The 22,946-nt window shown below is 66.8% G+C and carries 21 protein-coding genes; 4 read left to right on the plus strand and 17 right to left on the minus strand.

Annotated elements, in window-relative coordinates; all coding sequences use genetic code 11:
• Positions 1 to 2 precede the first annotated feature (2 nt).
• Entirely contained in the window at positions 3 to 1,313 is a 1,311-nt protein-coding gene (locus QQK83_RS04810) for a DUF3422 family protein (RefSeq protein WP_284262212.1), read from the minus strand.
• A gap of 144 nt (positions 1,314 to 1,457) precedes the next feature.
• Positions 1,458 to 2,219, minus strand: coding sequence for an SDR family NAD(P)-dependent oxidoreductase (locus QQK83_RS04815; RefSeq protein ID WP_284262214.1), 762 nt, complete (start codon positions 2,217 to 2,219; stop codon positions 1,458 to 1,460).
• Between the two features lie 205 nt (positions 2,220 to 2,424).
• Between QQK83_RS04815 and QQK83_RS04820 the strand changes: the two genes are divergently transcribed.
• Positions 2,425 to 3,996, plus strand: a complete 1,572-nt coding sequence (locus QQK83_RS04820; RefSeq protein WP_284262316.1) for a Re/Si-specific NAD(P)(+) transhydrogenase subunit alpha — start codon at positions 2,425 to 2,427, stop codon at positions 3,994 to 3,996.
• A 19-nt stretch (positions 3,997 to 4,015) separates the two neighbouring features.
• The gene (locus QQK83_RS04825; protein WP_284262217.1) at positions 4,016 to 5,524 is read left to right on the plus strand and encodes an NAD(P)(+) transhydrogenase (Re/Si-specific) subunit beta; all 1,509 of its coding nucleotides are present in this window, start codon (positions 4,016 to 4,018) and stop codon (positions 5,522 to 5,524) included.
• 104 nt (positions 5,525 to 5,628) lie between these two features.
• Here QQK83_RS04825 and QQK83_RS04830 read toward each other — a convergent pair whose 3' ends face one another.
• The 5 genes from QQK83_RS04830 to QQK83_RS04850 form a co-directional block, all read right to left on the minus strand.
• Entirely contained in the window at positions 5,629 to 5,940 is a 312-nt protein-coding gene (locus QQK83_RS04830) for a hypothetical protein (RefSeq protein ID WP_284262219.1), read from the minus strand.
• A gap of 2 nt (positions 5,941 to 5,942) precedes the next feature.
• Positions 5,943 to 6,776 carry a GAF domain-containing protein gene (locus QQK83_RS04835; protein ID WP_284262221.1) on the minus strand — a complete coding sequence of 278 codons (834 nt, stop codon included), beginning with the start codon at positions 6,774 to 6,776 and terminating at the stop codon, positions 5,943 to 5,945.
• 117 nt (positions 6,777 to 6,893) lie between these two features.
• Complete coding sequence (hemP, locus tag QQK83_RS04840) at positions 6,894 to 7,079, minus strand: hemin uptake protein HemP (RefSeq protein ID WP_284262223.1); 186 nt, start codon at positions 7,077 to 7,079, stop codon at positions 6,894 to 6,896.
• An 87-nt stretch (positions 7,080 to 7,166) separates the two neighbouring features.
• Complete coding sequence (locus QQK83_RS04845; RefSeq protein ID WP_284262224.1) at positions 7,167 to 8,306, minus strand: arginase family protein; 1,140 nt, start codon at positions 8,304 to 8,306, stop codon at positions 7,167 to 7,169.
• Positions 8,303 to 8,836 carry a glutathione peroxidase gene (locus QQK83_RS04850; RefSeq protein ID WP_284262226.1) on the minus strand — a complete coding sequence of 178 codons (534 nt, stop codon included), beginning with the start codon at positions 8,834 to 8,836 and terminating at the stop codon, positions 8,303 to 8,305. Before QQK83_RS04850 ends, QQK83_RS04845 begins: the two co-directional genes overlap by 4 nt.
• A gap of 104 nt (positions 8,837 to 8,940) precedes the next feature.
• Between QQK83_RS04850 and QQK83_RS04855 the strand changes: the two genes are divergently transcribed.
• Both QQK83_RS04855 and QQK83_RS04860 read left to right on the plus strand, forming a co-directional pair.
• Positions 8,941 to 9,417: an NUDIX hydrolase gene (locus tag QQK83_RS04855; RefSeq protein WP_284262228.1), complete on the plus strand. Its 477-nt coding sequence runs from the start codon at positions 8,941 to 8,943 to the stop codon at positions 9,415 to 9,417.
• Positions 9,418 to 9,463: 46 nt separating this feature from the next.
• The gene (locus tag QQK83_RS04860; protein ID WP_284262230.1) at positions 9,464 to 9,916 is read left to right on the plus strand and encodes a DUF1178 family protein; all 453 of its coding nucleotides are present in this window, start codon (positions 9,464 to 9,466) and stop codon (positions 9,914 to 9,916) included.
• A gap of 106 nt (positions 9,917 to 10,022) precedes the next feature.
• On the opposite strand, the gene QQK83_RS04865 is transcribed toward QQK83_RS04860, so the two are convergent.
• The 10 genes from QQK83_RS04865 to QQK83_RS04910 form a co-directional block, all read right to left on the minus strand.
• Positions 10,023 to 11,207 (minus strand): glycosyltransferase family 2 protein, encoded by a 1,185-nt coding sequence (locus tag QQK83_RS04865; protein WP_284262232.1) that lies wholly within the window; start codon positions 11,205 to 11,207, stop codon positions 10,023 to 10,025.
• Between the two features lie 29 nt (positions 11,208 to 11,236).
• Positions 11,237 to 11,941: a class I SAM-dependent methyltransferase gene (locus QQK83_RS04870; protein ID WP_284262234.1), complete on the minus strand. Its 705-nt coding sequence runs from the start codon at positions 11,939 to 11,941 to the stop codon at positions 11,237 to 11,239.
• A gap of 152 nt (positions 11,942 to 12,093) precedes the next feature.
• Positions 12,094 to 13,014 carry a hypothetical protein gene (locus tag QQK83_RS04875; protein ID WP_284262237.1) on the minus strand — a complete coding sequence of 307 codons (921 nt, stop codon included), beginning with the start codon at positions 13,012 to 13,014 and terminating at the stop codon, positions 12,094 to 12,096.
• 11 nt (positions 13,015 to 13,025) lie between these two features.
• Positions 13,026 to 13,838 (minus strand): hypothetical protein, encoded by an 813-nt coding sequence (locus QQK83_RS04880; protein WP_284262239.1) that lies wholly within the window; start codon positions 13,836 to 13,838, stop codon positions 13,026 to 13,028.
• A gap of 378 nt (positions 13,839 to 14,216) precedes the next feature.
• The gene (locus QQK83_RS04885; RefSeq protein WP_284262242.1) at positions 14,217 to 15,170 is read right to left on the minus strand and encodes a hypothetical protein; all 954 of its coding nucleotides are present in this window, start codon (positions 15,168 to 15,170) and stop codon (positions 14,217 to 14,219) included.
• A 69-nt stretch (positions 15,171 to 15,239) separates the two neighbouring features.
• Positions 15,240 to 17,531 carry a sulfatase-like hydrolase/transferase gene (locus QQK83_RS04890; RefSeq protein ID WP_284262244.1) on the minus strand — a complete coding sequence of 764 codons (2,292 nt, stop codon included), beginning with the start codon at positions 17,529 to 17,531 and terminating at the stop codon, positions 15,240 to 15,242.
• Positions 17,531 to 18,310: a hypothetical protein gene (locus tag QQK83_RS04895; RefSeq protein WP_284262246.1), complete on the minus strand. Its 780-nt coding sequence runs from the start codon at positions 18,308 to 18,310 to the stop codon at positions 17,531 to 17,533. Before QQK83_RS04895 ends, QQK83_RS04890 begins: the two co-directional genes overlap by 1 nt.
• On the minus strand, positions 18,303 to 19,733 hold the full coding sequence (locus QQK83_RS04900) for a hypothetical protein (RefSeq protein ID WP_284262248.1): 1,431 nt from the start codon (positions 19,731 to 19,733) through the stop codon (positions 18,303 to 18,305). Before QQK83_RS04900 ends, QQK83_RS04895 begins: the two co-directional genes overlap by 8 nt.
• 50 nt (positions 19,734 to 19,783) lie before the next feature.
• Positions 19,784 to 21,616, minus strand: coding sequence for a glycosyltransferase family 2 protein (locus QQK83_RS04905; protein ID WP_284262250.1), 1,833 nt, complete (start codon positions 21,614 to 21,616; stop codon positions 19,784 to 19,786).
• 107 nt (positions 21,617 to 21,723) lie between these two features.
• A complete protein-coding gene (locus QQK83_RS04910; protein ID WP_284262252.1) occupies positions 21,724 to 22,941 on the minus strand; it encodes a TsoY family (seleno)protein in 1,218 nt (405 codons plus the stop codon).
• Positions 22,942 to 22,946: the final 5 nt, after the last annotated feature.

The raw sequence follows: 22,946 nt of genomic DNA on the forward strand, positions 1-22,946 counted from the left end.
CCTCACTTCTCCATGGAGCGCCTTATGGAATGAACCGTCAGCCAGACGGCGATCACCACCGGCACCACGGCCAGCGCCGTTAACACCGTCTTGGTCACGCCCAGCGGTTCGGCCAGCGGGCCGATCAGGTAGACCACAAGGTTCACCGCGTAATAGCTGATCGCCACCACCGACAGCCCCTCGACCGTCTTCTGCAGGCGCAGCTGCAGGTCGGCGCGGCGGTCCATGCTCTCGAGCAGCTCCTGGTTCTGCGCCGAGCGGTCCACGTCCACCCGCGTGCGCAGCAGGTCGCCCGCACGGATCGCGCGCTCGGTCATCGACAGAAGCCGCCGTTCGGTCGCCTTGATGGTGCGCATCGCGGGATCGTAGCGGCGCATCATGAACTCGCCGAAGGTCTGGCGCCCCAGGAACCGCTCTTCGCGCAGGACCGCGATGCGCTGGCCCACCAGCGCCTCGTAGGCCCCTGTCGCGCCGAAACGAAAGGCGCTTTCGGCCTGCAGCTTCTCCAACTCCGCCGCGATGGACAGTAGCTGGCCCAGCGTCTCGTCGGGCTTCGACAGGTCGCCGGTCATGTCGGCCACCAGGCGCACCAGCCCCTCGTCCATCTCGCCCATCCGGGTCGAGATCTCGCGCGAGGTGGGCAGGCCCAGCAGCGACATCGCCTTGTAGGTCTCGATCTCGAAGATGCGTTGCACGATCCGCCCGATCCGGCGGCTGCCGGTGTCGGACTTGCAGAACACCGCAAAGCGCATGTGCCCGTGGCTGTCGATCCGGAAATCCCCCGCGACGACGGCGGTCTTGTCGAGGACATGGCTGACCGCAAGGCTTTCGGGCACCAGCCACTCGCCGATCTTCTCGGCGATGATCTCGTCGTCTTCGGGGGCCACCTCGATCCGCAGATGGGCCGAGGTGATGCGCACGCCGGGTGCTTGCGCCAGCCAATCCTCCGGGAAGACCTCCCAGGCGGCGGGGTCGAAGGGCCGCTCGCCGTTCGAGGGCAGAAAGGCCGTGTAGGTCACGAACTCGGTGTGCTGTTCCCACTTCAGTCGGAACTTGCCGAGGTCGCCGAAGAAATGCGTGGCATCGGGGGCCGGGTGATCCGCGCCGAACCGGTCGAGCAGCGCGATGAGATGCGCCCGATCAAGGCCCCGGTCGCGCTTGGCCGCATCCTTGGGCTGCTTGATGGCGACGAAGATCGCCTGCGCGGGCGCGGCAAGGTTCGGGAAAGGGCGCGCGTGCAGCTCGTTGGCAAGCCGGTAGCGCAGCGGGTGATCTTCGAGCGGCATCAGGGCGGCTCCGTCATGGTCCTGCATCGCCACATACGCCTTGTATGGCCGGTGTAAACCGGAAAAATACAATAAAATTCAGGGTTTGTCGGAATGCAACGGCATACGGGCCGGGCCAAGTGCCCGACAAGTCAGGAAAATCCGCGCCGCAGTGCAGCATCTTGTCCCGCGTCACGTCACCTGCCCGCCCGCGATCTGGATCGATTGCCCGTTCACGCTGCGCGCAGCATCCGAGCAAAGCCACATCACCGCGCCCGTCACTTCATCGGTCTGCAAAAGCGTCTTGTGCCGGTTGCCCCGTGCCAGGTAGGCGCGCGCTTCTTCCTCGGTGATGCCCTGCCGCGCGGCAATCTCGGCGGCGTTGCGCTCGACGATGGGGGTTTCCACATAGCCGGGGCAGACCGCGTTGAAGGTGACGCGCCCGCCCATGTATTCCTCGCTCAGGCCATGGACCAAGCCGATCACCCCGTGTTTCGAGGCGGTGTAGGCGATGGCGTTCTTCAACCCGACCAGCCCGGCGATGGACGAGATCGCCACCATGCGCCCCCAGTCTTCCCGACCCAGCGTCGCCAGCGCCGCCTGGAAGGTCAGGAAGACCCCGTCGAGGTTTGTCGCCATGATCTGACGCCAATGCGCCAGCGTCTCTTGGCGAAACGGCGCGGCCTCGGCAATTCCGGCATTCGCCACGCAGATGGCCACGGGTCCGCGCGCCTCCGCCGCCGCGGCGATCCCGTCGCGGACCGAGGCCTCCTCGTCGACGTTCATCTGCAGGGGGTGAAGCCGCGGGTTCTCCTCTGCCACGCGCTGCAACCGCGCGAGGTTCCGCCCGGTGATCGTCACCTCCGCCCCCGCCGAAGCGAGCGCCCGCGCGATGCTCAGGCCGATCCCGGTGCCTCCGCCGGTGACCAGCGCGTGCCGTCCTGCATGGTCCATGGTCTTTTCCTCCTCTGGCCTTACCTTCTACCCGATCCGGGCGGCTTCGAAAGGGTCTGCGGCTTGACGCGGCGGAAAGGCTGCAAGGATCGGAAACGGTATGCCATTGTATGCGCAATAAAATGTCGCGCATGCCCCCGTTGTTAAGCTCGGCGGGTGTTGCTATGGGGCGACGAGACACGGCCATGTCAAAGAGGGGATGACAGTGAAAATAGGGGCTCCGAAGGAGATCGAGCCGGGCGAAGCACGGGTGGCGATGACGCCCGACAGCGCGCTCCAGCTTCAGAAACTTGGCTATGACTGCGTGATCGAGGCAGGCGCGGGCGAAGCCGCGGGCTTCACCGATGCCGCCTACGAGGCCGCGGGCGTCTCGGTCGTCAAGACCGCCGCCGCCCTCTGGAAAGAGGCCGACATCGTCACCAAGGTCCGGCCGCCGACCACCGCCGAGGCCAAGAAGTTCCGCGAGGGGCAGCTTCTGATCTCCTTCTTCTGGCCCGGCCAGAACGAGAAGCTGATGGATGCCGCGAAATCCGCAGGCACCAACGTCATCGCCATGGACATGGTCCCGCGCATCTCCCGCGCGCAGAAGATGGACGCGCTGTCCTCCACCGCGAACATCGCGGGCTACCGCGCCGTGATCGAGGCGGGCAACAACTTCGGCCGCTTCTTCACCGGCCAGGTGACCGCTGCGGGCAAGGTGCCCCCGGCCAAGGTGCTGGTGATCGGCGCGGGCGTCGCGGGTCTTGCCGCGATCGGCACCTCGACCTCGCTGGGCGCGATCACCTACGCCTTCGACGTGCGGCCCGAAGTGGCCGAGCAGATCGAATCGATGGGCGCCGAGTTCGTCTTCCTCGATTTCGAGGATACGCAGGACAGCTCCGCCACCGGCGGCTACGCGGCCCCCTCCAGCCCCGAGTTCCGGGAAAAGCAGCTCGAGAAATTCCGCGAGATGGCGCCCGAGATCGACATCGTCATCTGCACCGCGCTGATCCCGGGCCGGGATGCGCCGGTGCTTTGGACCGCCGACATGGTCGAGATGATGAAGCCCGGTTCGGTCATCGTCGACCTTGCCGCCGAGCGGGGCGGCAACTGCGAGCTGACGAAAAAGGACGAGCGCATCGTCTCGGACAACGGCGTCGTGGTGATCGGCTACACCGATTTCCCCAGCCGCATGGCCGCGCAATCCTCGACGCTTTACGCCACCAACATCCGCCACATGATGACCGACCTCACGCCCGAAAAGGACGGCGCGGTCAATCACAACATGGAGGATGACGTGATCCGCGGCGCGACCGCGGTCTTCGCGGGCGAGATCACCTATCCGCCGCCGCCGCCCAAGGTCGCGGCCATCGCCGCCGCGCCGAAGAAGGAAAAGCCCAAGGAACTGACGCCGGAAGAAAAGCGCGCGGCCGAGGTCGCCGCCTTCAAGGCGCAGACCAAGAACCAGGTCACGCTTCTTGCGGTCGGCGGTGCGCTGGTGCTGGGCGTGGGCCTCATCGCGCCCGCAAGCTTCATGCAGCATTTCATCGTTTTCGTGCTCTCGGTCTTCATCGGCTTCCAGGTGATCTGGAACGTGGCGCATTCGCTGCACACGCCGCTGATGGCCGTCACCAACGCGATTTCCTCGATCATCATCCTGGGCGCGCTGATGCAGATCGGCTCGAGCTCGATGCTGATCACGGTCTTGGCCGCGCTCGGCATCTTCATGGCTGCCGTGAACATCTTCGGCGGCTTCCTCGTGACACGGCGCATGCTCGCCATGTTCCAGAAATCTTGAGCGGGCAGGGGTAGAGACAATGGATTTCGGATTCACCATTGCGGCCTACGCGGTCGCGGGCGTGCTCTTCATCCTCTCGCTGGGTGGCCTTTCTGGGCAGGAAAGCGCGAAACGCGCCGTGTGGTATGGCATCGCGGGCATGGCCATCGCGGTCGTGGCCACGCTGATCGGGCCGGGTTCCGGCCTGTGGCTCATGTCGCTGATCCTGATCGCGGGCGGCGCGGCGGTCGGCTACCAGCTGGCCACCAAGGTGCAGATGACGCAGATGCCCGAGCTTGTGGCGATCATGCACTCGCTCGTCGGTCTCGCTGCCGTCTTCGTCGGCGTGAACGCCCATGTCGAGATCGGCCGCGTCGCGGCCGAGTTCGCCACCGCCGGCCTGCCCTTCCCGCAGCCCGAAGGCCCGCTGAGCGATGCGGCCTATGCGCTACTGGGCACGCTGTCGAACTTCGGTGAGCTGATCGGCAAGAAGACCGGTGTCGAGATCGGCATCCTCCGGGTCGAGCTGGTGCTGGGCATCTGGATCGGTGCCGTGACCTTCACCGGCTCGGTCGTGGCCTATGGCAAGCTGTCGGGCAACTCGTCGCTCCTGCCGTTCAAGATCGACACGGCGGCCAAGCAGCTGCCCGGCGGTCACATGCTGAACGCCGCCGCAGCCGCCGGTTCGGTCATCCTGCTGGCGATGTATCTCGGCGGGGCGGGCACCTGGGCACTTCTGCTGCTGGCGCTGCTGGGCTTCTTCATCGGCTACCACCTGATCATGGGGATCGGCGGCGCGGACATGCCCGTCGTGGTCTCGATGCTGAACAGCTACTCGGGCTGGGCGGCGGCGGCCATCGGCTTCAGCCTCGGCAATGACCTGCTGATCGTGGTGGGCGCGCTGGTCGGCTCGTCGGGTGCGATCCTCAGCTATATCATGTGCAAGGCGATGAACCGCAGCTTCGTCAGCGTGATCCTCGGCGGCTTCGGCGGGGCCACGGGCGAGCAGCAGGCGATCGAGGGCGAACAGGTCGCCATCGACGCCGACGGCGTCGCCACCGCGCTGAACGAGGCCGACAGCGTCATCATCGTTCCGGGCTACGGCATGGCCGTTGCACAGGCGCAGCAGGGCGTGGCCGAACTGACCCGCAAGCTGCGCGCGGCGGGCAAGGAGGTGCGTTTCGCCATCCACCCCGTCGCGGGCCGCCTGCCGGGGCACATGAACGTGCTTCTGGCCGAGGCCAAGGTGCCCTACGACATCGTGCTCGAGATGGACGAGATCAACGAGGACTTCCCGGATACGGATGTCGTCATCGTCATCGGCTCGAACGACATCGTGAACCCGGCCGCCCAGGACGACCCCAACAGCCCCATCGCCGGCATGCCGGTGCTCGAGGTGTGGAAGGCCAAGCAGGTCTTCGTCTCCAAGCGGGGGCAGGGCACGGGCTATTCCGGCATCGAGAACCCGCTCTTCTTCAAGGAGAACACGCGGATGTTCTACGGCGACGCGAAAGCCAGCATCGACACGCTGCTGCCCAAGATCGGCTGAGCCGTCGATCCGCTCAACGAAAATACAAAGCCCCGGACCTTGTGTCCGGGGCTTTTTTTGCGTCTTTCTGACGGGGTCAGGTCTGGCCCCTGCCTTGACCGGCGTCAGACCACTGTCGCCGCCTCGCGGTCGAAGAGATAGACCGAGATGGCCGTGTTCTGCGTCATCTCGCGCAGCTTGAACACGTTCTCCAGCCCGGCCAGCACGCTGATCTGAGCTTGCGAAAAGCGGTTCATGTCCTCCAGCGCATCGAAGCGCACGATCATGGTCACGCGCCCCTCCTTGTGCAGAAGGATGTTGAGGCTGGCGATATTGGCGTCCGCAATCGCCCCGCCGATTTCCGTCGACAGGTGCGACACACCGATCTTGGCCGCCTCGAGAGACTGGAAGCACAGGGTGTAGATCTTGGAATACATGCTCAGAACTCCGCCTCGTCCATCATCTCGAACATCGCATCGAGCAGCTGAGCATCCCGCATCGGAGAGGCCTTTGCCTTGTATTCGGCCGGGCCCAGCCCGCGCCCGGTCTTGAGCGTGGCACCCGCCGCCGTCAGGCTCAGTGCGCCCTCGACATCCTGCGCCAGCCCCGCGGCCAGCAGGTCGTCACGCTGGCTCCCCGAGACCGGCAGGCCCATGCACAGGTTCAGAAAGCCGCGCGCCGCGCCCAGCCCGTCCAAGCCTGCCGCCTGCAGATCGGCGAGGATCGCCTCGCAGTCCTGCGCCGCGCGCTCCTGCTGGTCGGTCTGCAGCTGGATCGACAGGGCCAGATCGGCCGCCACCCCGGTCAGCAGCTCGACCTGTTCGGGGCTCAACTCGCGCGGGACGAAATCCACCGCGCAGATCGTGCCGAGGATGTAGCCCTCCGGCGTGACCAGCGGGAACCCGGCCCAGAACACCCAATGGGGGTCGCCGGTGACAAGCGGATGCGCTTCGAAGGTCGGATGAACCCGCATGTCGTTCACGATGAAGGGGCGAGTGTCCAGCAGCGCGTGCTGGCAGACGGTTTCATGCCGAGCAACCTCGGTCGCGCCGGTCAGGCAGCCGGTGAAATTCTCCGACAGGAAATACTGCCGCGCTTCGTCGAGCAGGCCGGTATAGGACACCGGCACCCCCGCGATATGACGAAACAGCCGGGTGTAGATGTCGAAGCGGGACAGGTGCTTGCTGTCCATCAGCCCGCTTCGATGCACGGCGGACAGGCGGCCTGCCTCGTTCGACGGCAGGCGCGCCGGTTTGAAGTCTGGTCGTTCCACAACGGTCTCCTCTCGAGTCCCCCTTTGAAACGGTCGGGGTCGAGAGGGTCTTAGCTCCGTGCCTGTGGCAAAGTGCGGGGCGCGCCCTGGCCGTCGCGTCGTGACGCAGGGACGCCCCTACTTCGTCAGGATCAGCTTGCCCGCCCGGGTGATGCGCAGCTGGTAGGTCTTGTCGTCGAGCACGATCATCGCGGTGCCCGCCCCATCGGTCAGCCGTCGCGCGTCATAGACCGGCAGGCTGTGATGCAGGGGTGCCGTGCGGCTCTGGTCGTGGCTGTCGATCCGTTCCGAATGAAAGCTCATGGTCGATGTCTCCGGGTTGTGGCGGTCCTGTCGGCCTCTCAGGTTAAATCCTGACTTAAACACTCGGATTCGTCAATCCCGAGTTTTTCACTCGGGGACCGCTCCGCGCGCTGCGGGCCTGGCTGTCAGAACCGCCAACCGTTCGGTCACCTCCGCCCGCACCGGGCCGGGCCGGGGCGCGTCGCGCAGCGTGGTGAACCAATGCGCCGCGGGCGCGCGGCCCAGCCTTGGCGGGTTCTCCCAACTCAGACCGCGCAGCACGGCCTCGGCGCCCTCGGGCAGCCGCTCGGGGATCTCGTGGCCGTTCAGCACGGCCCAGACCCCGGTCCAGAGCCGCCCCACCGACCACGGGTTGTAGCCGCCCCCGCCCAGCACCAGCAGGCGCGGGCACCCCAGCGCCATCAGCCCGCGCAGCACGTCCCAATGGGCGTTGTTGGACAGCGCAAGCCGCGACAGCGGGTCCTCGGTCACGGCGTCCGCCCCGCATTGCAGCACGATCGCATCGGGCGCGAAACCCGCCACGGCGGGCAGGATCAGCCGCGCGCAGACCTCCGCCATCTCGCTGTCGTTGAAGCCGCGCGGCACCGGCAGGTTCAGGCAATTGCCGCCGCCATCCTCCTCAAGCGCGCCGGTGAAGGGCCAGCGGCGCTCCTCGTGGACCGAGATCAGCAGCGTCTCGGGATCGCCGGCAAAGGCGTGTTCCACCCCGTCGGAGTGATGCGCGTCGATGTCGACATAGGCGATGCGCCGCGCGCCTGCGCGCCGGAGCGAAAGCATCGCCAGCACGGGATCGTTGAGGTAGCAGAACCCGCCCGCCCGGTCGGGAAAGCCGTGATGCGTGCCGCCACCGGGATGGTGGATCACGCCGCCCTGCGCCAGCAACTCGCCCGCCAGAAGCGAGGCCCCCGCCGCCGTGGCGGGGCGGCGATACATCTCGGGATAGACCGGGTTCGCCACGGTGCCGAGCGCGTGGCGGGCGCGGGTCTCGTCGCTCACCTCCTGCGCGGCCTCGGCGCGGCTGAGCGCCGCGACATAGTCAGGCGTGTGCCAGATCGTCAGCGCGTGCGGCTTGGCGCGCGGGCTGGTGCGGTATTGCTCCGGTCCCAGCCATCCCATCGCGCGGGCAAGGTCCATCACGGTCGACACGCGCGGCACGCGCAACGGGTGCCAGGCCCCGTAGCTGGAGCCGCGGTAGATCTCCGATCCGAGAAACAGGGGCCGCGTCACGCCCCGAGCAGCGCCTCGATCTCGCGCCGCATCCGCCCGCCCGTGGGCCGCGTGTTCGACCCGAAGCTCTGCACCATGCGGCCCTGCCCGTCGAGCAGCACCTTGTTGAAGTTCCAGCCGGGCTCGAACCCGTAGGTGTCGCGCAGCCAGCGGTAGAAGGGATGCGCGCCCGCGCCGCGGACCGGGGTGATCGTCGTCATCGGCAGGGTCAGGCCGAAATTGACCTCGCAGAACTCGGCGACGTCCTCGTCGCTGCCCAGCTCCTGCCGGAAATCGTCGGACGGGACGGCCAGCACGACAAGCCCGCGTGGCCCGTAGTCCTCGTGCAGCACCTGCAACTCGTCGTATTGCGGGGTGTAGCCGCAGAGCGAGGCAGTGTTGACCACCAGCACCGGCCGCCCGCGCCACGCCGCCATGTCATACTGCCCGCCGTCGATCGAGTCGAAGCGGAAACTCGCCTGCGCCCATGCGGGCAGGGCGGTGAGGGCAGGCAGGGCGGCAAGCCCCGCGATCAGGCTGCGGCGGTGCATCGGTCGTATCCTCGCGGTCGCTGTTGCACCGAAAGCTATGTCTGCGCGTGCCTTGGTCAAGCGGGCTTGGCAGCGGGGGGTGCGACATGCGATACCCCGCCGTCATGACCCGCAAGACCACCATACAGGCGCCTTTGCGCATCGCCTCCGCCGCGAAACGCGAGACGCGGACGCAGTTTGCCGCGCTGCCCTTCCGGGTCAAGAAGAAGGGCGAGGTCGAGGTCCTGCTGATCTCCTCGCTCGACACGGGGCGCTGGATCATCCCCAAGGGCTGGCCGATGGACGGCATGCGCCCCGCCGAGGCCGCCGCCGAGGAAGCCTGGGAAGAGGCCGGCATCCGCGGTCGGGTCTTCGACGAGGTGCTGGGGCTCTACTCCTACTCCAAGTGGCTCGACGAAGAGCTGTCGCTGCCCTGTATCGTCGTGGTCTTCGGCCTCGAGGTCAGCCATTTCGACGACAGCTTCCCCGAAGCCGGGGCCCGCAAGCGCAAGTGGCTGAGCCGCAAGAAGGCCGCGCAGCGGGTGGACGAGCCGGAACTGAAACAGATCATTGCGACCTTCGACCCCGCCCGGCTGCGCTGACGCCGTGACTTGAACCCGTCCGCGGTCCGAATATCTTGCAACTGACATGATCCGATACACGCTCAAATGCGCCGAGGGCCACGGCTTCGACAGCTGGTTCCAATCCGCCGACGCCTACGAGGCGCTGGCGGACCGAGGCATGGTCAGCTGCGCGATCTGCGGCGGCACCGATGTGACCAAGGCGCTGATGGCGCCCCGCGTCTCCGTCGCCGAAAGCGCGCCGGCCGAGCCACCCGCCGCACCGGCCGTGCCCGACCGCCCGCTCAGCGCGCCCGCGCATCCGGCCGAACAGATGCTGCGCGCCCTGCGCGAGCATCTGCAGAAGAGCTCGACCTATGTCGGCGGCCGCTTCGCGCAGGAAGCCCGCGCCATGCACCTGGGCGAGGCGGACGAGCGCCCGATCCATGGCGAGGCGAGCCCCGCCGAGGCGCGCGCGCTGATCGAGGAAGGCGTGCCCATCGCGCCCCTGCCGATCCTGCCGCCCGACAAGACGAACTGAGCGCGACAAGGCCCTTGCAAGGGCCTTCCGAGGCTTTTGCAAAAGCCTTGTCCAAGACCCTTGCAAGGGTCTTGCAAGCCTTTTGCAAAAGGCTTGGGCGCACCGCTCAGAGGGGGCGCGGAACGATCCCCATCGCGCGCAGTTCGGCCGCCTCGCGCGCGTCGCGCGCGGCCTCCAGTGCGGCGACCGAGCGCGCCACATGGGCGGCGATCTCGGCATCGGGCAGGCCACGGGCCTGCATCTCGGCGACCATCCGCTTGCCCGCTGGGGCCAGCGGCTGCACGAACAGGAGCCGGTCCAGCGCGTCAAGCGGCACTTCCGCCGCGCGGGCCAGCGCGTCCATCCGCGCGCCGAACCCCGGCGCGTCGCGCAGCGCGGCCAGCCGCGCCCGGTGCCAGTCGACGCTGCCCTGAAGCAGCCGCTTCAAGACGGCGTCCTGCAGCCAGTCCCCGACCAGCCCGGCAACCGCGTCCGAGCGCGCCGACAGGCCGGGCAGCGCAAGCTCGTTGCGGTCGAAGACCGCGAAATAGGTCGCGTCATACTTGCCCCGTTTCAGGTTCACGTTGCCCCGGTCCCCGCGCAACAGGTAGGCCTCGCGGCCCTGGACGGCGAAATGCGCCACCTCGGCCAACGCGCGGCCCACCGTCACGGCCGACCCGCGCCAGCCGTCGCGCAGGAAGGAGGGCGGCATCGGCTGCCCCGACCCGTTGACCCAGCGCAGCGCCAGCTGGGCCTGCATCCGTTCCGGGTCGCGTTTCGCGCCCTTCATCGAGGGGCGGTGAATGCCCAGCTTGAGCTGCGGGAAGGGGCGGAACAGCGTCTTCACGCCCCAGCCGCGCCGAAACCCGTCGGGGGCACCGCGGGTGAACTGCGGCAGAAGCGGCGCGTCCGACCAGTCCACCACCCCGTTCGAGCCCATCATCCGCCAGCTGAGCGCAACCCCCTCGGTCCCCTCGGGGCAGGCCGCCAGCAAGGCGGCGAAGCTGCCGTCGCCGGTCTTCACATGCACGAATTCATCCGCGTCGAGCACCAGCAGCCATTCGGCCCCGGCGATCTCGGGCCGCCGTTCGGCCAGCGAGAGCGCGTGGGGTTGCGGCTTGCGCCCCTCGGGCACGGTGTTGCGCAGGTGCCGGACCAGCCCCATCGCCTCCAGCCGGTCGAGCATCGCGTCGGTCCCGTCGCGGCAATCGTTGCTGTAGACGAAGACTTCGGTGGCTCCGATCAGCCGGTGATGGGCCAGCCATTCCAGCAGGCGCGGCCCCTCGTCCTTCATCATGCCCAGGAGGGACACGCGGGGGGCGCGGGGCGCTGCCGCGGGCATCAGTAATTCACGTAATGGCTCTGGATGACCGGTTTCGGAGGCCCTTCGCGGTGCAGTTTGCGCACCACGTAGAACAGGAACTGCGGCACCTCGTAGCGGTGTTCCGCGCCGCGGTTGCTGTTGGTCGGATCGGGGATCTTGCGGGGCCGTTCGGTGCCCTTGCGCGACATGGTCCAGCAGCCCAGCACCTCGTAGCCCAGCGAATGATGCCAGTAGCGCCACGGGATATCCGGGCCGACCTGGTAGAAGCCATGGCCGAACCAGCCGTCCGTGCCAACGCAGGAGATGAATATCCCGCCCTCCTGCAGCATGGCGTCCACGTTGCGGAAGGCCTGCGCGATGTCGAAGACATGCTCGGTCGTCCCGCCGTCGTAGATCAGGTCGAACCGGCCCGTCAGATCCTCGCCCACCGGTTCGGACAGGTCATGCACGTATTCCGCCCCCTCGATATCCGAGAAGTCGAGGCTTTCGAGCTTCGGCCAGCCGATCGTCCTGAGGTAGGTCTCGCAGAACCCGTCTTCCTGGAACAGGTCCTGGGGCGTCGCCGGGATGCCCATGCGGGCGAGTTTCTTGATCAGCCGGTCGGTCCAGCCGGGCGGGGTGAAATGCATCTTCTGGCGGCCCAGCATGATGCCCTTTCGGCAATCCTTGACCACCGGCGCGATCAGCGCGAGCTGCTGGGCGATGTTGATGCTGATGCCCATGGCGGGTCTCCTTTCGTCAGCGGGGGACCGCGGAGGTGGGTGTCCGCCGTCGGGCTGTCTGCGGCGGCCCAAGGGCCTGCCCACGGCCCGTCCCGTGCCCCTTGGCCTTCGGGTGCCGCGCCGTCGCGCCCTGGTTCGCCCCCGCCATGCCCTCAGCCCCCCTCGGCCCCGGTCAGCGGCGGGATGCCCTCGGGCAGCGGCTCGTCGAAGATGCGCCGCACGCGCTTCACGCCGACCTGGGCGCGCAGCCCCTCGTAGCCCTGGTCGGCAAGGCCCGCTTCGCTCAGGATCTCCCACTTGCGGTAATGCACGGCGGTGATCGGCTTGTGGGCGGGAAAGGGTTTGCCGCGCAGCTTGCCGCCGAGGATGAAATGGTCGTTCTCCTCCAGCTCGTTCCACGCCAGCCCGGCACGCCGGATCGCCACCGGCAGGGTCATCTGGTCGAGATAGGGGCGGCGGTGCGGGGCCAGGGCCTCGACCTTGTCGATGGCCTGCGCGGTCTCCATCCAGGTCTCGGCAAAGGACAGGCCCTGCGCGGTGCGGTGGTCCTCGGGGAAGATCACGAACCCCGAGGAGAAATAGGGCACCATGGGCCGCCTGCGGTCGCGCATCAGCCGGATCCGTTCCCCGGGGACGGGCATGCCGAAGGTGCCGTAGACCGTTTCCCACAGGTCGTCCGGTTTCCAGTGGATCGAGGCGGCGGGCGAGCAGGTGACATGGCCGGGCTTCATCAGCCGCCCGATGTCATGTGCGGCCATCACCAGGATGTCGCTGTCCATGAAGCCCGACCAGCCGGTTTCGCGCGGCTGAAGGCAGGCGATGATCTTGTTTCCATGGGGATATTCCGGATCGAAGACGCCCTGCGTCTCCATCGGCCTGACCTCGCAGCGCATCCGGCGGAGCGTCTCGACCGCGGCGGGGTCGACCTCTCCCATGCGGTGGGCGGGGCAGTAGCCGACCAGCTCGATCGCGGGGTCGAGGTGCTGGCGGATCGAGGCGGCGAGGTAGCAGGCGAGATACTGGTAGCCCGGCGGTTCGACCACGAAGAACAGGGTGAGCGAGGGGGAGGCCATGGCGCGCCCCCTCAGTCTTCCAGCGCCTGGGCCGGGTCGATGCCGACCTCCTGGCACATGCGCCAGGCGTAGGAGTTTTCGAGCGGTATGTTCTTGCGCCACCACGGTTTTGTGCCGTTGGTGTAGAGATGGACCGAGACGGTGGCGTCGGTGAACCAGCCTTCGACGCGGCCGTGGGGGTCGTAGAAGATGTCGTTGAGCTGGAAGGGCACGGGGTAGAGGACGTCGGGGGTCATGGCCTTGTCGTAATCCCCTGTTTTCTGGGCGAAATACGTGAAAGCCTGCGGGCCGAAGGCGGTGCGCTCGGTCTTGTAGATCTTCACCGCGTGGGGAATGTCGTCCTTCAGGCGGGTGATCTTCTTGCGCTGGTTCTTGTTCCACCAGGGCGGAACCTCGGGGAGATTGTCATAGTAATCAAGGAGTTGGTCCATCAGCTCGCAATGCTGCGGCAGGCCCACGACGCCGCAGTTGAGCGCGCCGCGCATGCCGTGGCCGGCGAAGATGTAGGTCCAGTCGTCGGGGAAGGGGCGGTGGCAGAAGGCGTCGCAGTCGATCCAGATCGCGCCGGTGGCGCGTATCATCTTGTATCTAAAGACATTTGACAGGAAGGAGGCGGAGGTTTCGGCGACGATGTCCATGGGAATGTCCATGATCTCGGAGGCCTTCCGCACCTCGACGCCGGGGGGGACATTGGTGACCGTATCGGTGCAATAGAGCGTCACGGGATGGCCGTGGCGCAGATGCGAGACGAGGCATAACTGGTTGAGATACTGGAGCTTTTCGCCAATCCAGAGGGAGGCCACGGGCCTGCGGTTCAGTTCCACGGAACGGTACCCCTTATGCTGCTCGTTACGCGCGCGGGTGGTTGCCTCCCGCGTTCACTTTGAAGCGTTTTCCCTTATTTCAGGGGGCAAGGCAAAGGGTTTCGGCGCGCGGGAGAGGGGGTGTTGCGGGGGCGCACGGGGGCGTTAACCCCCGGGCGGGGAAGGCCGCAGGGGGCGGAGACGGCCGCGTCACACCCCGTGCACAGGCTGTACACACCCTGTGCATACGCGATTTGCGCACGGAAGGGGTGGGGAGGGTGGTTAAGGGTGCGGGGGGTTGGTAAGGGTCTGGTGACGGGTTTCTTGGGTGGTTACAAGTCCGGTACGTGGGACAGCGCTGTGTCACTGTGGACAGTTCGAAATCAATTCGTTGGGCCGCTATTCTGAAGCCGCATTCGTCGATGCTTCAAGGATTGCAATAATTGCCTTCTGTACTGCAAATAGGCACTTTGCAGTGTCTTTTCCTGTTAAGTAAAGTCTCTTCCCTGGCTCGAGTTCTTTTCCTGTATTCTTTAAGTACTCCGTGTCCACGATGCCTCGCCTGTGAACAATGAGGTGACGATTCTGGTTCAGCTCATATAACTGAGGTCCAAACGCCAATTGTAGTTTTGGGTTATCGAAAAGAATTTTGAATACTTTCTTCATTGGGTGGAAGCTGTCAAACTTCGCCTTTGAGAATACTATATTTCCCATTGATCGTGTTAAATCGAACCCGAAGTCTGATAAATCGGATATCGAAAGCGCTTTGCTTCCAATCAGTTTTTGCACACTGGGATCGCCTATCAAATCGATTGCTTGTGACGGATTTCGGTTGAGCCACTCAATAATGAATTCTCGACTGAATGACTCGAATGCCGACCACCCTGCCACTTGCGCTTGAAATAGAATCTCTTCTGCTGCAAATAGAATTTCCGAGGAGTCAAGGTGCCTTCTTAAGCCCAAGATTATACTGTCTATTATGTCTTCGTGCCCTTCAGTTGAAGCGATATACTCAGCCATCCGCGCTTGAGCTCGCTCTCTACACCTCACCTCTGATATGGCTTCTTCTTCGGGAGAGCTTGGCTTTTTCTCAAGTGCAAGTATTCTTTCGGAGGTAAGAAAGCGACGAAATCGGTCTTGATGAACGGCGTCTTGTTCCAATTGAAAAGGAATGGTGGCGGCGCTTACTACGCCTCGTAAATCTTCCGCGGCAATACGGGCGAGACTTGAGTATGGGTGGTCATTGAATGCGTATTTCCATATTGGTGTAGTATACTCATCGACACTTGAGATCAAATATGCCGCCAGCACAAAATCTACAACTTTCTTCGGTACTCTCTGGCTATTTTCCACACTTATTTCCCGCTGTTTTTGCCCTGACTCCGACGATTCAGTGGTTGAGTGCTTGCGTGATAAACTGGTTCACCGCACCTGCCCCCTCACGTCCACCCCCTCGGGCACGCCCTCGATCTCCACGATCCCGAGGCCGAGCCTCAGCCTCCAGACACCCCCGCCGTGGTCCTCCACCGACGGCGCCCCCGGCCAGCCCGACAGGTCGTAGACCGCGCCTGCGTCCCAGCCCGAGATCACGCAGACGCCGCCCCACGCGATGACGAACCGCTTGGCCCCCGGCGCGGCGGTGATGCGGGTGATGCCGGTGCCGACGTGGACCTCGTGGTCGCCCTCGCCCAGTTCGACCGTGTTCCGGCCGGGGCCGGGGTCGATGGTGGAGGCGCCTTCGCCGTCGTAGATCAGGTCGTTGCCGTGGCCGCCGTAGATGTGGTTGCGGCCGGTGTAGCCGAAGATCACGTCATCGCCGGTGCCGCCGTCGAGCGTGTCGCGGCCCGGGCCGCCGTGGAGGGTGTCGTTCCCGGCCTCGCCATAGAAAGCGTGGCGGCGGTTGGCCTGTTTGGCCTTGGCGATCATCAGGTCGTTGCCCGCGCCGCCGTGGAAGGTGGCCGCGCCGTGCTTGGGGCCGATCATGATGTCGTCGCCGTCGGAGCCGCGCAGGTCGATCTCGACGCGTTCGGAGGTCTCGAACTCGATCGGGCTGTCGGGGTGGGCGACGATGCGGAGGATCTTGCCGGTCTGGCCGTCGGCCTCGGACCGGGAGGTGACGGTGGCGATGCGGATCTTCTCGACGTTGGGGGGGCAGTGGAGGATGTAGTCGTCGGGGCCGGCCATGTACCACAGCGTGTCGGTGCCGCCGTGCTTGTCCTCGCGGATCTTCTCGGCGTCGGGGCCGTAGGCCCAGTAGTCGTTGTCGCCGCGCCCGCCCGCGAGAATGACGGAGCCGTCGACGGCCATCATGGCGTTGACGCCGTTGGCGGGCGTCTCGAGCCCGCGGAGGTCGAGGCCGAGGTTGAGGGCGCCCTTGATGAGTTCGTGGCGGAGGTCGGTCAGGGGGGCGGTGGCGGCGATGTTCGTGGTCTCGCCGGGGTCGGCGGCGAGGTCGTAGACGTGTTCTTCGCCGTTGGGGTAGCGGAAGTAGCGGTAGTGGGTGAGGCCCTCGGTGGAGGGGCGGACGGAGAGGGTGCCGAAGACGCAGGTGACGGGGGACCACTGGCGGTCGTATTGGCCGAAGGCGGGGTCGATCAGGGGCAGGAGGGATTGGCCCGAGGTCCAGTCGGGGCGGGGTGGGAGGTTTGCGATCTGCATGATCGTCCTGGGGATGTTGTGGAGCGAGACGGGGAGGTCGATTTCCTGTCCGGCGGGCATGGCGGGGTGGTGGATGCCGAGCGGGATATGGGCGGCGCTGTCCCATTGGGACATCTTGTGGAAGCTGTCGTGGGTGCCGAGGTTGAAGCCGTTGTCGGAGAAGAAGATGGTGGTGGTGTTGGCGCCGAGGGGGGAGGCCTCGAGCGCGTCGAGGAAGCGGCCGAGCTCATGGTCCATGTGGGAGATGGCGGCGAAATAGGCGCGGACGACTTGTCGCCATGCCTCGTCCCCGGCCTTTTCGGGGGTCCATTGGCCATTGGCGATATAGGCGGCCTCGTAGACGGCGAAGCCGGGTTGGGGGCCGTGGTAGTCGTCGGCATGGGCGATGTCGGGCCAGCGGATCTGGGCGGGGTCATACTGGGCGTAGAAGCGGTCGGGGGTGATGAGGTTGTAGTGCGGGTGCTTGAAGCCGAGCTGGATCAGGTGGCGGCGGTTCGGGTCGGCGCGGTGGAGGAAGTCGATGGCGTTCTGGGCGACGTGGAAGTCGTAGAAACGGTCGTCTTGCGACCCGTCGTCGTTCGGATGGTTCACGCCTTTGATGCCGGGGCCGCGGTCGAGGTAGGACTTCACGCCGGAGCGGCGGCCCTGGTCGTCGGCCTCGGGTTCCTCGTGGAAGAGGATGCGGCGATACTCCTCGGGCATGGGTTTGTAATTGCTGTCGACCTTGCCGGTGGTGAACATGTGCCAGCCCGCGCGGCGCAGGTCGTAGTGCCATGCCTTTTCCGGGCGGTAGACGTCGCGCCAGAAGCGGTTGAGGTCGACGAGGCCGGAGCGGAAGGGCGAGATGCCGGTCGCCAGTTCGGCGCGGCAGGGGGCGCAGAGGGGGACGGTCGCGTAGGCGTTGGTGAAGCGCGCGGCGCGCGACATGAAGCGGTCGAGGTTGGGGGTCTCGATGCGGATGCCGAAGGCGTCGCGCCATGTGAAGACGTCGATCAGGTCGTCGACCCAGATCACGACGATATGGCCGCCCGCGATGCTGTCGGGGGTGAAACCCATCAGGTGTCCCCGGCCCAGAGCTGGAAGCGGCGGAGCGCGGTGAGGGCGGCGCGGTCGGTGGCGTCTGCCGGGGTCAGCAGCGCGCGGCCGGGCCAGAGCCAGACATCGGCGATCAGCGCGCCGCCCAGCGTCTTGGTCAGGCCGGGGCGGTGGTTGCGGCAGCCGATGAAAAGGCTGGCGGGGCCGGAGAGGACGGGGGCGCGTGCCTGCACCTCGGCCCGGTCATGGCCCAGGGCCTCGACCGTCAGGCGGTCGCCCGCGAGGCTGACGAGGATCAGGCGGGGCGTATCGGCGGGCGGGGCGGGCAGGGTGGCCTCGACAAGGCCCTTGTCGTCCTTGACGGTGAGGATGCCCTCGGCCTCCGACAGGAAGAGGTAGTTCTCGCCCGGTGTCTTTTTCGCAGCACCCCCGGTGTTGAGGGTGAGGATGGTTTTCGCATCCTCGCCAAAGGGCGGCAGGTAGCGGGCGGCCAGCGTGGCGGTGCTGGCCGTGGCGGTCACATCCTCGATGACGAAACCACAATGGAGGCCGTCGCGGCATTGCAGCCCGGCGATGTCGCCCGCTTCGCCGATCAGGGCGTTGCCGGTGTTGGGGGCGGTGGGACGCGCGGCGCGTGCGCCCATGCGGGCGGGCCAGCCGGTGACGGCACCGGTGGTGTCGGCGGTCAGCTCCGCGCCCGTCCACCAGAGCGCGCCGGTGGTGGCGAGGTCATGCGCAAGGGCCGTGTCGGCCCCGTCGCAGAGCGCGCCGGGGGGGAGGCGGTCGGGCAGTTCAAGCATTGCGGCCCTCATGCACGGGGAGGATCGCGGGCAGCGCCCAGCGGTGGAGCGTGATGCCGGTGCGGCTGTCCATGCTCCAGCTGTCGCGCAAGCCGCCGGGCGTTCCGGCACCGTAGGCGAGGCGCAGGTTTGCGCCCTCGGGCGGGGTGTCGCAGCGGATCAGGACGGCTTGGGGATCGTCGGGGGCGACGTCGACGCCGGTGATCGTAGCGCCCGCTTCATCGCCGATGAGGGCGAAGCCCGCGGGGGCGTCGGCGTCGAGGATCAGGGGGCCGTCGCCCTGAGCCGTTGCGCGGATCGTGGCGCGGTCGCCGGTCTCGCGTTCGGCGAGGAAGAGGGTGGGGCAGCGCCAGTTCTCGCCTGCCGCGATGGCGGCGGCGGTCATTTCGGCCATCTGGCGGCGGGCATCATCGGTGGGCCTGTCAAAGCGGTCGCGGGCGAACGTGTAGCTGGGGGCGGAGTGGATCAGCCGGTGGTCGCCATGGTTCCACGTCAATTCCCACTGGCCTTCGAGGGCCGCGGGCGCGGTGGCGGGATCGAGGCCGCCCTCGAAGCGGGCGACGAACAGGGGCTTGTCGTAGCCCAGCGACCAGAGCGCGTCTTCGATGCGCTGCATCGCGGCGAGCATCCCGTCGCGGTAGGCGGTGGCGTCGCCGGTGACATGCTCGAGCGCGTAGTCGAGGTGGATGGCGAGGATTTTCGCGCGCTTGCCCATGCGGGCGGCGGCGGATTTGAGGTTTCGCGCGGCGGTGATCAGGTTCTCGACGGCCTGACCGCGGGCCAGATCGGCGGCGCTGGGCGCGTTGTCTGTTTCCGCTCGGGCAACAATCAGGGGGAGGGGTTCGAATTTCTCCATCTGCCAGTCGAGGATGACCTCGGCCACCAGCGCCTCATGCGTGCATTCGCGCAAGGGCTCCAGCCGGTCGGTTTCGGGGGCGGGTTCGATGCCCGCCATGCCGACTGCGCCGATGTCGTCCTCGGGGGCGGTGATGTGGTGGGGGTAGGCGGGCGCGCCCGGTGTGGCAAGGGCGGCGCGGGGGCCGCCGAGGGCGAGGATGCCGAGCACCGCGCCCGGCCCGTCGCCGAGCACCGCGCCGCCGTCGACGTGGCGGCGGAAGCCGCGGATGCCCTGCGCGCCGGGCATGCGGGCGGTGAAGCGGAGCCAGTCGCCGTCGCGGGTGACGCCCCAGGCGTCGATGCCCTCGAGCAGGTCGTCGGTGTCGATTGTTTCTTGGTTCGCAACGACGGGGGCGTCGGGCGTGCCGGGCTGCTGGCCCATGCGCAGGGCGATATCGGCGATGACGCGGTCCGACAGCCGCATCACGAGGCCGGTGGGATCGTAGCGGATCACGTCGCCGTTGGCGGCGCGCACGATCACGCCATGGCCCGCGATCAGGTCGTTCTCGTTGTCGTCGTCACTCACCGTTACTCTCCGACCCTGTGGGGTCATGCTATGTCAGCCGCGGCCCCCCGTCACGGGGTGTTGCGGTCGAATTGCAGGCTGCCGCCGCCCGCGCGGTCCTCGGTCTCGGTGAAGCCCCTGGCGGCGAGGACGGGGGCGTAGCCCGCGCGCCACTCGGCGGCCTGATACTCGGAGAGGAAGGGGACGATGACGCGGGTTACCGTGCCGAGCTTCTGCGCGGCGAGGGTTTCGGGCGGGACATCGGCGGGGCGGTTGAGGCGCAGGGCGTCGGGGCGGAAATCGCGCAGGTAGGCGGCAAGGCCGCTGGCCTCGGGTCCGTCGTCGGAGGGGAAGCGGAGGGGGCCGTCGGTCCATTTCAGGCGGGCGGTGTTGTCGAGGCCCGCGCGGGCGGCGATCTGTTTGCCCAGCGCGATCAACTCGCTGCGCGTGTCCTGCGCCATGAGGGTGAGGCCCTGCGAGATCTTGATGATGCGGATCGGCAGGAAGCCCACGCCCGCGCCGATCTCGAGCACGCGGGGACAGCCCTCGAGATAGCCCGCGATGTTGCGGGCGTGGCGGCGTTCGAAGCGGCCGGCGACGATGGCGGTCAGCGTCTCGGGGCGGAAGACGCGGGCGTCGGCGGGCAGGTCGATCTCGTGGTTGGCGATCCAGTCGGTCGGGATCTCGGCCGACAGGTCGATGGGCGGCGGCATGTAGGGGTCGCCCCCCTCGGCGGCCCAGCCGGGGACGGTCTCGGTGCGGCGTTCCTCTTTCGGGCGGGATTGGGATTTCTTCTCGACCTCGCTCATCAGGGCCGCGATCTTGGCGGGATCGCGGGCCTGGGGCGGCTTGGCCTCGACCTGGGTGATGGGCACTTCGCTGGCCTTGATGAGGCTGTCGCGGAGCGCGAGATAGGCGTCGGTCTGGCGGTATTCGTCAAGCCGGGCCTCGACCCGTTCGAGGGCGGCGTGGTGGAGCCTGTTCAGGACGGGGTCCTTCAGAAGCTCGGCCATGATCCGGGCGCGCTCGGGGGCGTGGCGCAGGATGGCGCGGTCTTCGACCTCGTTGCGGTCCTGGAGGGACCAGTAGTCGGCGTTGTACTTGTCCTTCTTGTTGTTCACGTTGCCGCGGAACTTGCGCACGGCGTAGCTGTCGACGGATTTCACCGCGTAATGGTTCATCTGCGCCCAGGTGTAGCCGATGGTGCGGCGGATCGAGCGCCAGCCGCGGAACTTGAAGTAATCCTCCATCGGCAGGCCCGAGCCGTTGAGCCATTTGACGGTGTCGGGAAAGCCGTCCTCGAGGTGCTTGTTCTTGATCGAGGGGCGGTGGATGCCGAGTTTCCAGTATTCCGGGTCGAACTTGAACAGCGTCTTCACGCCCCAGCCCTTGTTCCAGAGCGGGGGGGCAGCGCGGGTGTATTGCTCGGTCACGGGGGCGCGGGACCAGTCCACGACGCCGCCCGAGCCGAAGATGCGCCAGGTGATCACGACGCCGTTGGCACCGCGGGCGACCGTGTCGTCGAGCATCCCCTCGAGATGGCCGGAGGGGTGGTTGACCGAGAGAAACTCGTCGGCGTCGAAGACCAGAACCCAGTCGGCCTCGCCGACCTTGGGTTCGTGCTGGGCGTGGTTGAGGGCGGAGGGCTGGGGTTTGATCCCCTCGGGGATCTCGTTGCGGCGGTGGTAGCCGAGGCCCAGCTCCTCGAGCCGGATCAGCATCTCGTCGGTGCCGTCGGAACAGTCGTTGGTGTAGACGAGGATGTCGGTGAAGCCGACCGCGAGGTGATGGGCGAACCATTCCAGCAGGAAGGGCGCTTCGTCCTTCATCATCGACACGGCCATGACGGTGCCGTGTTTCGACCGGGGTTTCAAACTCTGGAACTGGGATACGCTGCTCGACATGGGTCTTTGACCTTTTGCGGCAGTGTTAGCACGACAGGGGCGGCGCGCAAACGAAAGACCGGCGCGGAGGGGCTCCGCGCCGGTCGGTTTCGAGGGGATGGGCCGTGTCAGGCGGTGCGCAGCCCGGCGGCCTCGCCCTTGCCGCGGCCGAAGTGGCGGCGGTTGAGGTGGAAGACCAGCGCGATCATGGCGACCTGGAAGGCGACGGCGAGGCCGGTCAGGCCCCAGTAGGCCACGCCGAACTTGGCGATGAGACCCGCGCCGACAAGGCCCTTGTTGATCCAGAAGTGCAGCATGACCGAGAGCGCGACACCGGGGCAGACCAGCGCGTAGGAGCCTGCGGAGTTCTTGGGGCCGGTCAGGAAGCTGGCGGCGTAGTTCTGGCGACGCAGGACCAGCAGACCGAGGGCGAGGAAGACCGCCTGCACCGCGAGGATGGTGGTGGTCAGGATCAGCGTGTCGGCCCGGCCGCCATGCATCTCGAAGGTGGTGTGCAGACCATGCTCCTGGCGCATCATCATGATGCCGAGGATCGTCAGGATCGGGACGACGACCATGAGGGTCGGCGCGCTTTCGCGGGCGGTGCCGTGGTGCAGCATCGAGTTGACCGCGACGATGGCGGCGACCAGCGCATAGAGGCCCGCGATGGTGCCCAGCGCGATGGACAGGACCAGCGCGATGCCGACGGTGAGCGGCGTGGTGCTCATCGCCGCCGGGGCGGCCATGCCGACGGCGGTCATGGCGAGCGCGAAGGCGGGCAGGAGCTGCGCGAAGGAGTTGTTGGCGGTGACGTCGAAGACGCCGCCCTCGGACAGGACGCGGCCGAGGAAGGCCCCGATCCGGCGGAAGGCCAGATACGCGATGGCGGCGAAGGTCACCATGGCGGCTGGGAACATGTATTCGACGATGGACCACAGGCCCGGCACGAAGACGAGGCCGAGGATGAACATGGCGTTCACCGTCATGGCCAGCGCCAGCGGCATGGCGAGCAGGGTGGTTTCGGCGTTGGAGGTCATCAGCCTGGTGTAGGCTTCGGTCTTCGAGAAGGCCGAGAGCTGGCGCAGGTTCCAGACCAGCATCCTGATGTTGAGGAAGGCGAAGCCGGCGATGCCGGTCACGGCGACCAGAATCGCGGCCTGCATCGCAAGGCTGCCCGACTGGAAGGCGGCGAGGATGTCTTCGAAGACCGGGACGGGCTGGCCGGGGTGGGGCACCCAGAACATGAGATACATGAAGAAGGTGACGGCAAGGCCGCCCGCGCCGAGCGAGGCGAGGAAATAGAGCGGCGACCAGCTGTCGGCGGGTCTGGTGTGGGTCTGTTGCATGGCGA

Source organism: Roseicyclus amphidinii, from assembly GCF_030163755.1.
GTDB classification, from domain to species: domain Bacteria; phylum Pseudomonadota; class Alphaproteobacteria; order Rhodobacterales; family Rhodobacteraceae; genus Roseicyclus; species Roseicyclus amphidinii.

Excerpts from the sequence above, each read along its gene's own strand:
- QQK83_RS04810 (WP_284262212.1), bottom strand. The coding sequence starts at position 1,313 with ATGCAGGACCATGACGGAGCCGCCCTGATGCCGCTCGAAGATCACCCG.
- QQK83_RS04815 (WP_284262214.1), bottom strand. The coding sequence starts at position 2,219 with ATGGACCATGCAGGACGGCACGCGCTGGTCACCGGCGGAGGCACCGGG.
- hemP (WP_284262223.1), bottom strand. The coding sequence starts at position 7,079 with ATGAGCTTTCATTCGGAACGGATCGACAGCCACGACCAGAGCCGCACG.
- QQK83_RS04850 (WP_284262226.1), bottom strand. The coding sequence starts at position 8,836 with ATGCACCGCCGCAGCCTGATCGCGGGGCTTGCCGCCCTGCCTGCCCTC.
- QQK83_RS04860 (WP_284262230.1), top strand. The coding sequence starts at position 9,464 with ATGATCCGATACACGCTCAAATGCGCCGAGGGCCACGGCTTCGACAGC.
- QQK83_RS04890 (WP_284262244.1), bottom strand. The coding sequence starts at position 17,531 with ATGGGTTTCACCCCCGACAGCATCGCGGGCGGCCATATCGTCGTGATC.
- QQK83_RS04875 (WP_284262237.1), bottom strand. The coding sequence starts at position 13,014 with ATGGCCTCCCCCTCGCTCACCCTGTTCTTCGTGGTCGAACCGCCGGGC.
- QQK83_RS04895 (WP_284262246.1), bottom strand. The coding sequence starts at position 18,310 with ATGCTTGAACTGCCCGACCGCCTCCCCCCCGGCGCGCTCTGCGACGGG.
- QQK83_RS04830 (WP_284262219.1), bottom strand. The coding sequence starts at position 5,940 with ATGTATTCCAAGATCTACACCCTGTGCTTCCAGTCTCTCGAGGCGGCC.
- QQK83_RS04855 (WP_284262228.1), top strand. The coding sequence starts at position 8,941 with ATGACCCGCAAGACCACCATACAGGCGCCTTTGCGCATCGCCTCCGCC.
- QQK83_RS04825 (WP_284262217.1), top strand. The coding sequence starts at position 4,016 with ATGGATTTCGGATTCACCATTGCGGCCTACGCGGTCGCGGGCGTGCTC.
- QQK83_RS04905 (WP_284262250.1), bottom strand. The coding sequence starts at position 21,616 with ATGTCGAGCAGCGTATCCCAGTTCCAGAGTTTGAAACCCCGGTCGAAA.
- QQK83_RS04910 (WP_284262252.1), bottom strand. The coding sequence starts at position 22,941 with ATGCAACAGACCCACACCAGACCCGCCGACAGCTGGTCGCCGCTCTAT.
- QQK83_RS04870 (WP_284262234.1), bottom strand. The coding sequence starts at position 11,941 with ATGGGCATCAGCATCAACATCGCCCAGCAGCTCGCGCTGATCGCGCCG.